The following is a 15,232-nucleotide window of genomic DNA, read 5'->3' as shown; positions in this document are numbered from 1 at the left end:
GTCAGACCTCGACCTGCAGTTCCTTGAGCCCGCGGATCACGTAGCCCGGGTTCCACTCGGGCTCGCGGACCAGCCGCAGGCCCGGGGCCCGGCGCAACAGCGTGCCGTAGGACTCGGTGAGCTCCAGTCTGGCAAGCGGGGCGCCGAGGCAGAAATGGATTCCGGCGCCGAAGGTGACGTGCGGGTTGTCGGTGCGGGCGAGGTCGAGCCGGTCGGGGTCGGCGAAGCGCTCGGGGTCGCGGTTGGCGGAGCCGAACAGCAGGGCGATCTCGGAGCCGCGCGGGACGGTGACGCCGTGGACCTCGATGTCCTCCAGCACCCAGCGCTCGAACATCTGCAGCGGGGTGTCCCAGCGCATCAGTTCCTCGATCGCGGTGGGCAGCAGCCCGTCCACCGAGGCGCGCAGCCGGGCGAGCTCCTCGGGGTGGCGGAACAGCGCCCACCAGCCGTTGCCGGTGGTGTTGACGGTCGCCTCGTGGCCGGCGTTGAGCAGCAGCACGCAGGTGGAGACCATCTCCTGCTCGCTGAGCGCGTCGGAGCCCTCCTGGGCCTGGATGAGCGCGCTGATCAGGTCCTCGCCGGGTTCCGCCCGGCGTTCGCGGATCAGGGCGCGCAGGTAGTCGGAGAACTCGGTGCTCGCGGTGACGGCCCGGCGGGCGGCCTCCTCGCTCGGGTTGAGTTCGAACATCCCGGTGATGTCGGAGGACCACGGCCGCAGCAGGTGTCGGTCGCCCTCCGGCACGCCGAGCATCTCGGCGATCACGGCGACCGGCAGGGGCTCGGCGACGGTGGCGATCAGGTCGCCGCCGCCGGCCGCGAGCAGGTCGTCGGCCAGTTCGCCGGCCAGGCGCCGGACGGTCGGGCGCAGGCCCTCGACCATGCGCGGGGTGAAGGCCTTGGAGACCAGCCGGCGGATCCGGGTGTGGTCGGGTGCCTCCAGGTCGAGCAGCCCGTGGTCGTTCAGGGTGTGGAAGGGCTCGTGCGCCGGGTCGGGCTCGGGGCGGCCGAACTCCGCGTGGCTGAAGCGGTGGGTGTAGGTGCGGCCGAGCCGCCGGTCGCGGAGCAGCGCGCTGACGTCCTCGTGGCGGGAGACGAGCCACTGGTTCGTCGGCTCGAAGTACGTCACCGGCGCGTGCTCGCGCAGCTCGGCGTACGCGTCGTACGGGTGGGCCACGAACGCCGCCGACCAGGGGTCGAAGTTCGCCGTCGTCGTCATCGGTCGATCACTCCAGGCCGTGAGGGGGAGCCGGAAGGATCATCGTACGCACGCGGTGCGTCCGTACGGAGCCCCCTCCGGCCCCTCTCCTCAGGCCCGTTCGGTCACCAGCCGCCGCACCAGCGCCGGCAGTGCCCGGGAGATCGGCTCCCGGATCACCTCGTCCGCCGTCTCGTCGAACGGGGTCGGCTCGCCGTTCACCACGATCAGCCGGGCGCCGTTCTCCACCGCGATCTGCGGCAGCGCGGCCACCGGGTAGACCTGGAGGCTGGTGCCCACCGCGACGAAGACGTCGCAGGCACGGGCGATCGCGTCGGCCTGCTGGAGCACCACCGGGTCCAGGTTCTCGCCGAACATCACCGTGCGCGGCTTGAGGACACCGCCGCACTCCCGGCAGGCCGGGTCCGGCTCCCCCGCCGCGACCCTCGCCAGCGCGTCCTCCATCGTCCCGGTCACCCGGCAGCGCACGCACTGCACCTCCCGTGCGGTGCCGTGCAGTTCGAGCACCTTGCGGGCGGGCAGCCCGGAGAGCTGGTGCAGCCCGTCCACGTTCTGGGTGAGCACCCGCACCGGCAGCCCGGAACGCTCCAGGTCGACCAGCGCCCGGTGCCCGGCGTTCGGCTCGGCGGCCAGCGCCCCGGCGTCGCGTCGCATCAGCCAGGCCCGCTCCCGCACCAGGCCGTCGGCCAGGTACGGCTGGAGGGTGACCAGTTCCTGCGCCGACGGGTCCCGCTGCCAGAGCCCCTGCGGGCCGCGGTAGTCGGGGATGCCGGAGTCGGTCGAGATGCCCGCGCCGGTGAGCACGGCGATCAGGGGACGCTTCGCGTTCATGCCCCGGACGGTACGGCGCCCGGCCCGCCCGCGGCCACCGAAAATCCGGGCCCGCCGACTCCCGCCGCACACCGGGCCGGCCACCCCGCGCGGGCCGGCCCTCCGGACGAGCCGACCGGCCGGCGTCGGGCCTGCCCTGGCGTCAGGCCAGCGCCGGCCGCGGCGCCACCACCGGACGGGCCAGCGGGGCCAGCGCCACCAGGTAGCAGGCGGCGGCCACCGGGATCATGGCCAGGTCGGCCGCCGACGCGACGGTGCCGACCAGCATCAGCACCGGGCTCCACCAGCGCAGCGTCCGGGCCGCGCCCACCGACGCGGCGACCAGCAGCGCCAGCAGGCCGACGTAGAAGAACAGCGGGCCCACCTGGTACACGGCCGGGAGCACCCCCGGGACGTCCTGCACCCGGTCGAACAGCCGCGACTGCTCGGCCTTGTCCGCCGCCACCAGGCCGACCACCAGGTCGATGCCGATCTGCGCCAGCGAGCAGAGCAGCCCCGCGAAGGCCGTCCCCAGCGCCGCCCCGGCGGCGATCCGCCCGGCCGTGCCGCGCGGGGCGAGCTGCCGGCGCAGTGCGAGGAAGATCGGGGCGAACAGCAGCAGCCCGGCGAACATCGCGGTGTGGCCGACCGTCCAGCCGAGGCCCGGCTCGCGGGAGCCCGGCACCAGGCGGATGCCGCCGTAGAGGGCCATCAGGGCGGGCGCGCCGACGACGGCGTACGCGGTGCGGCGGCTGTGCCGGGTGGTGTTCATCTGCGGTCTCCTGCGGTGTCCGTGATCCGTTCCGACACCGCACAGCCTGTCCGCCGGACCCCTCGTCCCGGATCGCCCGCACCGGCGAACTCCCCGCCTCCCCCGCACGGGGGAGGCGGTCCGCCCCCGGGCATCAGGACTCCCCCGCCACCACCGCCCCCGCCTCGTAGGCGAACACCACCGCGTGCACCCGGTCCCGCAGGCCGAGCTTGCTCAGCACGTTGCTGACGTGCGTCTTCACCGTGTGCTCGCTGACCACCAGCTCGGCCGCGATCTCCGCGTTGGACAGCCCGCGCGCGATCAGCTGCAGCGTCTCCTGCTCGCGCAGGGTCAGCTGCTCCAGCAGCTTGGACGGCGGCCGCACCGCCCGCTCCGGCGCGCCCGGCCGGCGGGCGGCGAACTCGCCGATCAGCCGCCTGGTCACCGAGGGTGCGAGCAGCGCCTCCCCCGAGGCGACCATCCGCACCCCGTGCGCCAGGTCGTCCCGTCGGACGTCCTTGAGCAGGAAGCCGCTGGCGCCCGCGTACAGCGCGTCGAAGACGTAGTCGTCGATGTCGAAGGTGGTCAGCATGATCACCTTGGTGGAGGGGAACTCCGCGCACACCCGGCGGGCCGCCTCCAGCCCGTCCATCACCGGCATCCGGACGTCCAGCAGCAGCACGTCCGGACCGTGCGCGCGCACCGCCTCGACCGCCTCGGCGCCGTCGGCCGCCTCCGCCACCACCTCGATGTCCGGCTGTGCGTCCAGGATCATCCCGAACCCGGCCCGCACCAGCTCCTGGTCGTCCGCGACGACCACCCGAATCGGCGTCATCCGCCCACCCTCTCCACCCTCGTGCCCGCGGCCAGCGGCAGCCGGGCGCTCACCAGGAAACCCCTGCCCTCCGGCCCCGGCCCGGCCTCGGCCAGCCCCCCGCAGGCCGCCGCCCGCTCCCGGATGCCGACCAGCCCGCGCCCGCCCGACCAGCCGATCACCGCGCGGTCGGCCGTCGGCGGCACCCCGCGGCCGTTGTCGGAGACCACGACCTCCAGCACCTCCGCGGAGAGCCGCACCCGGATCGCCACCCGGTCGGCCCCGGCGTGCTTGACCGTGTTGGTCAGCGCCTCCTGCACGATCCGGTACGCCGCCGCCTCCACGTCGGCGGGCAACGCGCCCTTCCCCTCGGGGAGTTCGAGCTCCACCCGCAGACCCGCCCCGCGCACCCGCTCGGCCACGTCGGCGAGTTCGGCCAGCCTGGGCTGCGGCGCCAGCTGGCGGCCGGCCTCGGGGTCCTTCAACACCCCGAGCACGCGGCGCAGTTGGACCATCGCATCACGGCCCGCGTCGGCGATGGTGTCGAACGCGCGGATCGCCCGGTCCGGATCGCTGCGCACCACCACCGGCCCGGCCTCGGCCTGGATCACCATCAGCGAGACGGCGTGCGCCAGGATGTCGTGCATCTCGCGGGCGATCCGCGCCCGCTCCTCCGCCACCGCCCGGGCCGCTTCGCTCGCCGACCGCTCACCGGCCTCCCGGGCCCGCTCCGCCTGCAGCCGGGCCAGCTTCCGCTGGGCGCGCACCAGCGAGCCGAACACGAAGGTGCCGACGGAGGTGAGCAGGCTGAACAGCGCGCCGTTCGGCGAGTGGGTGCCGACGACGTTGCCGACCACCGCCACCGCCAGCACGCTCCACCGCGTCCGCTCCGAGGACCGCTCCGCCACCGTGTAGAGGGCGATCACTCCGGACAGCGGCACCTGGGGGTTCGCCGAGTGCGCCACGATCGAGATCACCAGGGACGGCAGCGTCGCCAGCACCAGCACCGTCAGCGGTCCCCGACGCCGCCAGGGCAGCGGCAGCGCGGTCGCCACCGCGAGCAGGTAGATCCACCACGACCAGGCCGTGTCGTCCTGGGACACCGCCCACACCGCGACCCCCGCCGCGGCCAACGCCAGCAGCGAGTCCTGCACGTACGGACTCAGCCCGGCCGGCCGGTTCGGCCGACCCGTCGCACGCTCCACCCCGGTACCTCCCCCGTAGCCGGGGACGCCGCCCCCGCGGAGAAGATCATGCCCTACCGGCAGGACCTCCGGAACGGCCCGGTCAGGCACCGCTGACCGTCACGCCGCCGGTCTCCGCCCGGGCGGTGATGCTGCGCGCCGCACCCGGCTGCGAGGGGAGGCCCACGTCCACCCCGCCGACCGAGGCGTGCGCGTCCACCGCGTACGCCTCCCCGGTCGGGACCTTCACCCGCACCCCGCCGTTCGAGGTCGTCGCCTCGACCTTGGTCGGCGCGGCCGCGAAGTCGGCCCGCACCCCGCCGTTCACCGCGGTCAGCTTCACCTGCGCCGAGCTGAGCCCGCTCGCGTCGACCCCGCCGTTCTTGACGTCGGCCTCCGCGTCGCCGGCCAGCCCGGTCAGCCTGATGCCGCCGTTGGTCTCCTTGACCCGCACCTTGGTCCCGGCCGGCACCCGCACGGTGTACCCGATGCCGCAGTGGTCGCAGTCGTACGTCAGCCGGAGCACGCCGTCCTTCACCTCGTGCGTGCTCTTCGGCGCGGCCCCCTGGTAGTTCTGCTTCTCGACCACGTTCACGGTGTCGCCGTCGCCGGTCACCTGCACGCCGCCGTTCTCCCCCTCGACCACCAGCTCCTTGACCGGCTCGGCCACCCCGTAGCTGACCGTCCGGTGCTCCTGGTCGTCCCCGATCGGCAGACAGCCCATCATCCCGGCCAGGACCCCCGCCGTGATCGCCATCGCACCCAGTACCCGCTTCATCCCCTGCCCCCTTCGAAAGCGCCGTCGTCCCGACACCGAGAAGCCTCCCGCAACCGCCCCCTCCCCCACCTCCCTCCTCGGAGCGGTTCCCGCCCCTCCCCCGCACGGGTGAGCCGGTCCGGGCGGCCGGCGACCCGCCCGGCCCCGGGAACGCCGCAGGGCGGCCACCCCGTGAGGGGTGACCGCCCTGCGATCATCGGCCGTCGAAGGCCGAAGAGGTGACTCAGCCGGTGTACGGGCCGTAGTCGTAGTCGTCCAGCGGAACCGCCTGGCCGGAGCCGGCGCCGAAGGGCGACAGGTCGTAGTCGTCGTAGCCGACGGCCGAGTACATCGCGGCCTTGGCCTCCTCGGTCGGCTCGACCCGGATGTTGCGGTAGCGGGGCAGACCCGTACCGGCCGGGATGAGCTTACCGAGGATGACGTTCTCCTTGAGGCCCAGCAGCGGGTCCGACTTGGCGTGGATCGCCGCGTCGGTGAGGACCCGGGTCGTCTCCTGGAAGGAGGCGGCCGACAGCCAGGACTCGGTGGCCAGCGAGGCCTTGGTGATACCCATCAGCTGCGGACGACCGGAGGCGGGGTGACCGCCCTCGGCGACCACACGACGGTTCTCGGTCTCGAAGCGGCCGCGCTCGACGAGCTCGCCCGGGAGCAGCTCGGCGTCGCCCGACTCGATGATCGTCACGCGGCGGAGCATCTGCCGGATGATGATCTCGATGTGCTTGTCGTGGATCGACACACCCTGCGAGTTGTAGACCTTCTGGACCTCGGCGACCAGGTGGACCTGGACGGCACGCTGGCCCATGATGCGCAGGACGTCGTGCGGGTTGGTGGCACCCATGGTCAGCTTCTGGCCGACCTCGACCGCCTCGCCCTCGCTGACCAGCAGCTTGACACGCTTCGAGACCGGGTAGGCGATCTCGTCGGTGCCGTCGTCCGGCGTGATGACGATCTTGCGGGTCTTCTCGGTGTCCTCGATCCGCGCCCGGCCGGTGGCCTCCGAGATCGGGGCCACACCCTTGGGGGTACGGGCCTCGAAGAGCTCGACGACACGCGGCAGACCCTGGGTGATGTCGTCACCGGCCACACCACCGGTGTGGAAGGTACGCATCGTCAGCTGGGTACCGGGCTCACCGATGGACTGGGCGGCGATGATGCCGACCGCCTCACCGATGTCGACCAGCTTGCCGGTGGCCAGCGAGCGGCCGTAGCAGAAGGCACAGGTGCCGACGGCCGACTCACAGGTCAGGATCGAGCGGGTCTTGACCTCGCTGATGCCGTGGCGGATCAGCTCGTCGATCAGCACGTCACCGAGGTCGGTGTTCGCGGTGGCCAGCAGCTTGCCGTCCACCGTGATGTCCTCGGCGAGCATGCGGGCGTAGACGCTGGTCTCGACGTCGTCCGTCTTGCGCAGGACGCCGTCCGCACCCACGATGCCGATCGCCAGCTTCAGGCCGCGCTCGGTGCCGCAGTCCTCCTCGCGGATGATGACGTCCTGGGAGACGTCGACCAGACGACGGGTGAGGTAACCGGAGTCGGCGGTACGAAGGGCGGTGTCGGCCAGACCCTTACGGGCACCGTGGGTGGAGATGAAGTACTCCAGCACGGTGAGACCCTCACGGAACGACGCCTTGATGGGTCGCGGGATGGTCTCGTTCTTGGCGTTCGACACCAGACCACGCATACCGGCGATCTGGCGCATCTGCATCATGTTTCCACGAGCACCCGAGTCGACCATCATGAAGATGGGGTTCGTCTTCGGGAAGTTCGCGGCCATGGCGTCCGCGACCTCGTTGGTCGCCTGGGTCCAGATGCCGACGAGCTCCTGCTTGCGCTCGTCGTTGGTGATCAGACCGCGCTCGTACTGCTTCTGGACCTTCTCCGCCTTGGCCTCGAAGCCCTCAAGGATCTGGGGCTTGCTCGGCGGGACGATGACGTCCGAGATCGAGACGGTGACACCCGAGCGGGTCGACCAGTGGAAGCCGGCCGACTTCAGGTTGTCCAGGGTCGCCGCGACGACGACCTTGGGGTAGCGCTCGGCCAGGTCGTTGACGATCGCGGAGAGCTGCTTCTTGCCCACCTCGTAGTCGACGAACGGGTAGTCCTCGGGCAGCAGCTCGTTGAAGAGCGCGCGGCCCAGGGTGGTGGTGAGGCGGAAGGGCTCGCCCTCGTACCAGGTCTGCTGGCCGTCCTCGTCCACCGGAGCGGCCCAACCGCGCGGCGGGACGGTGCCGGCCGGCAGGCGCAGCTCGATCGGGGCCTGCACGTCCAGGTCGCGGGCGTCGAAGGCCATGATCGCCTCGGCGGTCGACGAGAAGGTGCGGCCGGCGCCCTTCACGTTCTCGCGGTCCGAGGTGAGGAAGAACAGACCGAGCACCATGTCCTGGGTCGGCATGGTGACGGGGCGACCGTCGGCCGGCTTCAGGATGTTGTTCGAGGACAGCATCAGGATGCGGGCCTCGGCCTGCGCCTCCGCGGAGAGCGGCAGGTGGACGGCCATCTGGTCACCGTCGAAGTCCGCGTTGAACGCGGTGCAGACGAGCGGGTGGATCTGGATGGCCTTGCCCTCGACCAGCTGCGGCTCGAAGGCCTGGATGCCGAGGCGGTGCAGGGTGGGCGCACGGTTCAGCAGGACCGGGTGCTCGGCGATGACCTCTTCGAGCACGTCCCACACGACCGGGCGGGCACGCTCGACCATGCGCTTGGCCGACTTGATGTTCTGCGCGTGGTTCAGGTCGACCAGGCGCTTCATCACGAACGGCTTGAAGAGCTCCAGCGCCATGGCCTTCGGCAGACCGCACTGGTGCAGCTTGAGCTGCGGGCCGACGACGATGACCGAACGGGCCGAGTAGTCGACTCGCTTGCCGAGCAGGTTCTGACGGAAACGACCCTGCTTGCCCTTCAGCATGTCGCTGAGGGACTTCAGCGGGCGGTTGCCCGGGCCGGTGACCGGACGGCCGCGGCGGCCGTTGTCGAACAGCGCGTCGACGGCCTCCTGGAGCATGCGCTTCTCGTTGTTCACGATGATCTCGGGGGCACCGAGGTCGAGCAGGCGCTTCAGGCGGTTGTTGCGGTTGATGACGCGGCGGTACAGGTCGTTCAGGTCGGAGGTCGCGAAGCGGCCACCGTCCAGCTGCACCATCGGACGCAGGTCCGGCGGGATGACCGGGACGCAGTCCAGCACCATGCCGTTGGGCTTGTTGGTGGTCTGCAGGAACGCGGAGACGACCTTGAGGCGCTTCAGCGCACGGGTCTTCTTCTGGCCCTTGCCGGTGCGGATGATCTCGCGCAGGCGCTCGGACTCCTCCGCCAGGTCGAAGTTCTCCAGGCGGTCCTTGAGCGCCGCGGCGCCCATCGAGCCGGAGAAGTACGTGCCGAAGCGGTCGCGCAGCTCGCGGTAGAGCAGCTCGTCGCCCTCAAGGTCCTGGACCTTGAGGTTCTTGAAGCGGGCCCACACCTCGTCGAGGCGGTCGAGCTCGCGCTGCGCGCGGTCGCGCAGCTGCTTCATCTCGCGCTCGGCACCCTCGCGCACCTTGCGGCGCACGTCGGCCTTGGCGCCCTCGGCCTCCAGCTCGGCCAGGTCGGTCTCGGCCTTCTTGGCGCGGCCTTCGAGGTCGGAGTCGCGGCGGTTCTCGATCTGCTGACGCTCGACCGAGACGTGCGCCTCCAGGGACGGCAGGTCGCGCTGGCGGCGCTCGTCGTCGACCCAGGTGATCATGTAGGCGGCGAAGTAGATGACCTTTTCGAGGTCCTTCGGCGCCAGGTCCAGCAGGTAGCCCAGGCGGGACGGGACACCCTTGAAGTACCAGATGTGGGTGACCGGGGCGGCCAGCTCGATGTGGCCCATCCGCTCACGGCGCACCTTGGCGCGGGTCACCTCGACGCCGCAGCGCTCACAGATGATGCCCTTGAAGCGGACGCGCTTGTACTTGCCGCAGTAGCACTCCCAGTCCCGGGTGGGGCCGAAGATCTTCTCGCAGAAGAGCCCGTCCTTTTCCGGCTTCAGGGTGCGGTAGTTGATGGTCTCCGGCTTCTTGACCTCGCCGTGCGACCACTGGCGGATGTCGTCGGCGGTGGCCAGGCCGATGCGGAGCTCGTCGAAGAAGTTGACGTCAAGCACTGGTCGTCAAGCCCTCTTTCGTAAGTCGAGAGTCGTTCATGTGGTCTGAGGGGGGCCTGGGGGCGGGCCGGCCGCGGTCGTGCGGCCGGCCCCACCTCCGTCAGACCTCTTCGACGCTGCTCGGCTCGCGCCGGGACAGGTCGATGCCGAGCTCCTCGGCGGCGCGGAACACGTCCTCGTCGGAGTCCCGCATCTCGATGGACTGGCCGTCCGAGGACAGCACCTCCACGTTGAGGCAGAGCGACTGCATTTCCTTGATGAGGACCTTGAAGGACTCGGGAATGCCGGGCTCGGGGATGTTCTCGCCCTTGACGATGGCCTCGTAGACCTTCACGCGGCCGAGCACGTCGTCGGACTTGATGGTGAGCAGCTCCTGCAGCGCGTAGGCCGCGCCGTACGCCTCAAGGGCCCACACCTCCATCTCACCGAAGCGCTGACCACCGAACTGCGCCTTACCACCGAGCGGCTGCTGGGTGATCATCGAGTACGGGCCGGTCGAACGGGCGTGCAGCTTGTCGTCGACCAGGTGGTGCAGCTTGAGGATGTACATGTAGCCGACCGAGACCGGCATCGGGAACGGCTCGCCGGAGCGGCCGTCGAACAGCCGGGCCTTGCCGGTGGAGTTCACCAGGCGCTCACCGTCACGGGTGAGGGTGGTGTTGTCCAGCAGGCCGGTGATCTCGTCCTCGCGGGCGCCGTCGAAGACCGGGGTGGCGAGGTTGGTGCCACCGTCGACCTGGTCGGCGCCGATCGCCTGCAGGCGCTGGGCCCACTCGTCGGCGAGGCCGGAGACGTCCCAGCCCTGCTTGGCGAGCCACCCGAGGTGGATCTCCAGGACCTGTCCCGGGTTCATTCGGGACGGGACACCCAGCGGGTTGAGGATGATGTCGACCGGGGTGCCGTCCTCCAGGAACGGCATGTCCTCGACCGGCAGGATCTTGGAGATGACGCCCTTGTTGCCGTGACGGCCGGCGAGCTTGTCACCGTTGGTGATCTTGCGCTTCTGGGCCACGTAGACGCGGACCAGCTGGTTGACGCCCGGGGGCAGCTCGTCGCCCTCTTCGCGGTCGAAGACGCGGACGCCGATGACCTTGCCGGACTCACCGTGCGGCACCTTCAGCGAGGTGTCGCGGACCTCACGGGCCTTCTCACCGAAGATCGCGCGGAGCAGGCGCTCCTCGGGGGTCAGCTCGGTCTCACCCTTCGGGGTCACCTTGCCGACCAGGATGTCGCCGGTGACGACGTCGGCACCGATGCGGATGATGCCGCGCTCGTCGAGGTCGGCGAGGACCTCCTCGGAGACGTTCGGGATGTCCCGGGTGATCTCCTCGGGGCCGAGCTTGGTGTCACGGGCGTCGACCTCGTGCTCCTCGATGTGGATCGAGGAGAGGACGTCGTCCTGCACGAGGCGCTGCGACAGGATGATCGCGTCCTCGTAGTTGTGACCCTCCCACGACATGAACGCCACGAGCAGGTTCTTGCCGAGGGCCATCTCGCCCTCGTCGGTGCAGGGGCCGTCGGCCAGCACCTGGTTGACCTCGACCCGGGCGCCCTCGTCCACGAGCACCTTCTGGTTGAAGGCGGTGCCCTGGTTGGAGCGGGTGAACTTGGCGGCGCGGTACGTGGTGTACGTGCCGTCGTCGTTGGCCACGGTGACGTAGTCGGCCGAGACCTCCTGGACGACACCGGCCTTCTCGGCGGTGATGACGTCGGCGGCGTCGACGGCGCAGCGGTACTCCATGCCGGTGCCGACCAGCGGGGCCTCGCTCTTCAGCAGCGGCACCGCCTGACGCATCATGTTGGATCCCATGAGCGCGCGGTTGGCGTCGTCGTGCTCAAGGAACGGGATCATGGCGGTCGCGACCGACACCATCTGGCGCGGCGAGACGTCCATGTAGTCGATCTCGGAGCCCGGGATGTAGTCGATCTCGCCGCCGCGGCGGCGGACGAGGACACGCGGCTCGGCGAAGGTCAGCTCCGCCGTCAGCGGGGCGTTCGCCTGCGCGATGACGTAGCGGTCCTCCTCGTCGGCGGTCAGGTAGTCGACCTGCTCGGTGACCACACCGTCGACGACCTTGCGGTACGGCGTCTCGATGAAGCCGAACGCGTTGACCCGGCCGTACGAGGCCAGCGACCCGATCAGACCGATGTTCGGGCCTTCGGGGGTCTCGATCGGACACATGCGGCCGTAGTGCGAGGGGTGCACGTCACGGACCTCGAAGCCGGCGCGCTCACGGGAGAGACCGCCGGGGCCGAGGGCGGACAGACGACGCTTGTGGGTCAGGCCCGACAGCGGGTTCGTCTGGTCCATGAACTGCGACAGCTGGCTGGTGCCGAAGAACTCCTTGATGGAGGCGACGACCGGCCGGATGTTGATCAGGGTCTGCGGCGTGATCGCCTCGACGTCCTGGGTGGTCATGCGCTCGCGCACGACGCGCTCCATACGGGCGAGACCCGTACGGACCTGGTTCTGGATGAGCTCGCCGACGTTGCGCAGGCGACGGTTGCCGAAGTGGTCGATGTCGTCGACCTCGACCACGATGTCGCGGCCGTCGCCGTCACGCCACTCGGTCTCGCCCGCGTGCAGCTTCACCAGGTACTTGATCGCACCGATGATGTCGGGCTCGGTGAGCACGCCGGAGTCCAGCGACTCGGCGTTGCCCAGCTTGCGGTTGACCTTGTAACGACCGACCTTGGCCAGGTCGTAGCGCTTCGGGTTGAAGTACAGGTTCTCCAGAAGCGTCTGCGCGGCCTCACGCGTCGGCGGCTCGCCCGGACGCAGCTTGCGGTAGATGTCCAGCAGCGCGTCGTCCTGGCCCTGGGTGTGGTCCTTCTCCAGGGTGGCGCGCATCGACTCGTACTCGCCGAACTCTTCGAGAATCATCTCGTTGGTCCAGCCGAGCGCCTTGAGCAGCACGGTGACGGACTGCTTGCGCTTGCGGTCGATGCGGACGCCGACCATGTCGCGCTTGTCGATCTCCATCTCCAGCCAGGCACCACGCGAGGGGATGACCTTGCAGGAGTAGATGTCCTTGTCGGACACCTTGTCCAGGGTGGAGTCGAAGTACACACCCGGGGAGCGGACCAGCTGCGAGACGACGACACGCTCGGTGCCGTTGATCACGAACGTGCCCTTGTGGGTCATGAGCGGGAAGTCGCCCATGAAGACCGTCTGAGACTTGATCTCACCGGTCTCGTTGTTGGTGAACTCGGCCGTGACGAAGAGCGGGGCCGCGAACGTGAAGTCGCGGTCCTTGCACTCGTCAATGGAGTTCTTCGGCGGCTCGAAACGGTGGTCGCGGAAGGTCAGGGACATCGACCCGCTGAAGTCCTCGATCGGGGAGATCTCCTCGAAGATCTCCTCCAGACCGGACTTGGTGGGGACGTCCTGACCACTCTCCAGGGCCGCCTCGACCCGGGACTTCCAGGCCGCGTTGCCGAGCAGCCAGTCAAAGCTCTCGGTCTGCAGGGCCAGGAGGTTCGGGACCTCAAGGGGCTCCTTGATCTTCGCGAAGGAGACGCGGAGCGGGGCGGTGGATGCGGCGGAATTGTTCGAGGCGTTGCGCGGCGCGGCCAAGAGGGGGGTCCTTCCGAGGGCTCGGAGCTCACTACGCGCGTACCAGCCGGGCCTGCTTGGGCTTGGTCCCGCCTCCATCGCCACCGGCCTCTGCCGGAGTCGAAACCCCAGGTCAGAGCCGCTTTGCGGAGGCGATGCCAGACCCCTTCAGGGCAACGCAAACTCCGGGCGACGAGTCACGGAGCAGCTAACAGGCAGCGCAAAGGGACAGTGTAGCCAAAGGCCACACTGCTGTCCAGCTCTGATTCGGAGACCGAATCGGAGACTCCTCCCGGTAGCCGGTGAGCGCGGACGCCCACCGGGTACTGCTCTAACTCACGTGGAGTCATTTCCCGCCGGGCCACTGGTTATGCATCCAGCAGCGGACCAACCGGGCGGACTCGCGCCTTGAGAATCGCGCGCCGCGCCTGGTTCGTCAAGGGCCCGCCGACGGTGCGGACCTCGCCCCGTCCATCGGTCGGATCCCCTCCGGCGTTACAGAAGCCGTGGTGGGGACCGCCCCGACGACGTTGATCACCATACCCCTCGCCACCGACACTGCCGAGTGCGCGATCGGCCACACCGGTGGGGCGCATCGACCCGGACGGCGGAACGGGGCCCGGAGCGGGGCCGGACGGGGGCCCGTCCCCGGGAACGCGAAAAGGCCGGGCCGACCACCCGTGAGGGTGGTCGGCCCGGCCGCACGCCCCCTCAGAGGGGGCGCAAGATCACTTGACGGTGACCTTGGCGCCGGCACCCTCAAGGGCAGCCTTGGCCTTCTCGGCAACGTCCTTGGCAACCTTCTCCAGGACCTTGGCACCAGCGGTGTCAACGAGGTCCTTGGCCTCCTTCAGGCCGAGGGAGGTCAGGGTGCGCACCTCCTTGATGACCTGGATCTTCTTGTCGCCGGCACCGTCGAGGATGACGTCGAACTCGTCCTGCTCCTCAGCGGCCTCGGCGGCCGGGCCGGCAACGCCGGCGGCGGCAACGGCGACCGGGGCGGCAGCGGTGACGTCGAACTTCTCCTCGAAGGCCTTCACAAAGGCGGCCAGCTCGATGAGGGTGAGCTCCTCGAACTGCGCGAGCAGCTCGTCCTGGGACAGCTTCGCCATGATGGCGTCCTTCCACTAAATCGGCAGGTGGTGCCGGATGTACGGGTTGGGCGGGCACGGGCCCGCAGCGAGGCGTGAGCCTGCCGAATTACTCGGCGGCAGCGTCCTCGGCGGCGGGAGCCGGCGTACCGGCACCGCCCTGCTCGACCTTGTCGCGCAGCGCGTCCACAGTGCGGACGAGCTTCGACGGCAGGGCCTGGAAGAGCGCGGCAGCCTGGGACTGCTTGGCCTTCAGGGCACCCGCCAGCTTGGCGAGCAGCACCTCGCGGGACTCAAGGTCCGCGAGCTTCTTGATCTCATCGGCGGACAGCGCCTTACCGTCAAGGACACCGCCCTTGATGATGAGAGCGGGGTTCTCCTTGGCGAAGTCACGCAGAGCCTTCGCCGACTCCACCGGGTCACCGGTGACGAAGGCGACAGCCGTCGGACCGTTGAACAGGTCGTCGAGCTCCGTGATCCCGACCTCATTGGCCGCGATCTTGGTCAGCGTGTTCTTCACCACGGCGTACTCGGCGTTGTCGCCGAGCGAGCGACGCAGGGTCTTGACCTGCTTCACCGAGAGACCGCGGTACTCGGTCAGCAGCGCCGCGGAGGAGCCACGGAACTTGTCCGTGATCTCGGCGACGGCAGCAGCCTTGTCGGGCCTGGCCATAGGCTTACGCCTCCTTCCGTGATGTCGAAGTCAGGCCGACCACGAAAGTCGACCAATTCTGCCGCTGACCGGCTGGACGGAAGGAAAGCCCTTGCAGAAATGCAATGAGCCCCGATGCGCAGGGGCACGGGGCTCGGAACGACCTCGACGGGCTGCCGCGCGAACGCGAGACCCGGAAGTCGAAGCTCCAGACACACCTGCGCGGGCTGCCTGCGACGAATCGCAGATCCTTCGGCCACCGA

General features: G+C 69.9%; 10 protein-coding genes. All 10 read right to left on the bottom strand.

Annotated features, from left to right (window positions below; all coding sequences use genetic code 11):
- Nucleotide 1: 1 nt before the first annotated feature.
- The 10 genes from ACIGG8_RS18400 to rplJ all read right to left on the bottom strand — a co-directional run bounded on the left by ACIGG8_RS18400 (nucleotide 2) and on the right by rplJ (nucleotide 14,990).
- Complete coding sequence (locus ACIGG8_RS18400; protein WP_396549152.1) at nucleotides 2-1,216, bottom strand: cytochrome P450; 1,215 nt, start codon at nucleotides 1,214-1,216, stop codon at nucleotides 2-4.
- Between the two features lie 90 nt (nucleotides 1,217-1,306).
- Entirely contained in the window at nucleotides 1,307-2,047 is a 741-nt protein-coding gene (locus ACIGG8_RS18395; protein ID WP_396549150.1) for an SIR2 family NAD-dependent protein deacylase, read from the bottom strand.
- A gap of 142 nt (nucleotides 2,048-2,189) precedes the next feature.
- Nucleotides 2,190-2,798, bottom strand: a complete 609-nt coding sequence (locus ACIGG8_RS18390; RefSeq protein WP_396549149.1) for a hypothetical protein — start codon at nucleotides 2,796-2,798, stop codon at nucleotides 2,190-2,192.
- A gap of 133 nt (nucleotides 2,799-2,931) precedes the next feature.
- Complete coding sequence (locus tag ACIGG8_RS18385; RefSeq protein ID WP_350519883.1) at nucleotides 2,932-3,612, bottom strand: response regulator transcription factor; 681 nt, start codon at nucleotides 3,610-3,612, stop codon at nucleotides 2,932-2,934.
- Complete coding sequence (locus tag ACIGG8_RS18380) at nucleotides 3,609-4,796, bottom strand: sensor histidine kinase (protein WP_396549148.1); 1,188 nt, start codon at nucleotides 4,794-4,796, stop codon at nucleotides 3,609-3,611. Before ACIGG8_RS18380 ends, ACIGG8_RS18385 begins: the two co-directional genes overlap by 4 nt.
- Nucleotides 4,797-4,878: 82 nt before the next feature.
- A complete protein-coding gene (locus tag ACIGG8_RS18375) occupies nucleotides 4,879-5,553 on the bottom strand; it encodes a DUF4097 family beta strand repeat-containing protein (RefSeq protein WP_396549146.1) in 675 nt (224 codons plus the stop codon).
- Between the two features lie 223 nt (nucleotides 5,554-5,776).
- The gene (locus tag ACIGG8_RS18370; protein ID WP_350519880.1) at nucleotides 5,777-9,670 is read right to left on the bottom strand and encodes a DNA-directed RNA polymerase subunit beta'; all 3,894 of its coding nucleotides are present in this window, start codon (nucleotides 9,668-9,670) and stop codon (nucleotides 5,777-5,779) included.
- A gap of 100 nt (nucleotides 9,671-9,770) precedes the next feature.
- Nucleotides 9,771-13,247, bottom strand: coding sequence for a DNA-directed RNA polymerase subunit beta (gene rpoB, locus ACIGG8_RS18365; protein ID WP_350519879.1), 3,477 nt, complete (start codon nucleotides 13,245-13,247; stop codon nucleotides 9,771-9,773).
- A 707-nt stretch (nucleotides 13,248-13,954) separates the two neighbouring features.
- A complete protein-coding gene (gene rplL, locus ACIGG8_RS18360; RefSeq protein ID WP_350519878.1) occupies nucleotides 13,955-14,338 on the bottom strand; it encodes a 50S ribosomal protein L7/L12 in 384 nt (127 codons plus the stop codon).
- An 88-nt stretch (nucleotides 14,339-14,426) separates the two neighbouring features.
- The gene (rplJ, locus tag ACIGG8_RS18355) at nucleotides 14,427-14,990 is read right to left on the bottom strand and encodes a 50S ribosomal protein L10 (RefSeq protein WP_045693068.1); all 564 of its coding nucleotides are present in this window, start codon (nucleotides 14,988-14,990) and stop codon (nucleotides 14,427-14,429) included.
- Between the last annotated feature and the right edge of the window lie 242 nt (nucleotides 14,991-15,232).

The organism is Kitasatospora sp. NPDC085464 (assembly GCF_044541955.1).
In the GTDB taxonomy this organism is placed as follows: Bacteria; Actinomycetota; Actinomycetes; order Streptomycetales; family Streptomycetaceae; genus Kitasatospora.
The sequence above is the reverse complement of the archived record's forward strand: the minus strand, read 5'-3'. Positions and strand labels throughout refer to the sequence as shown.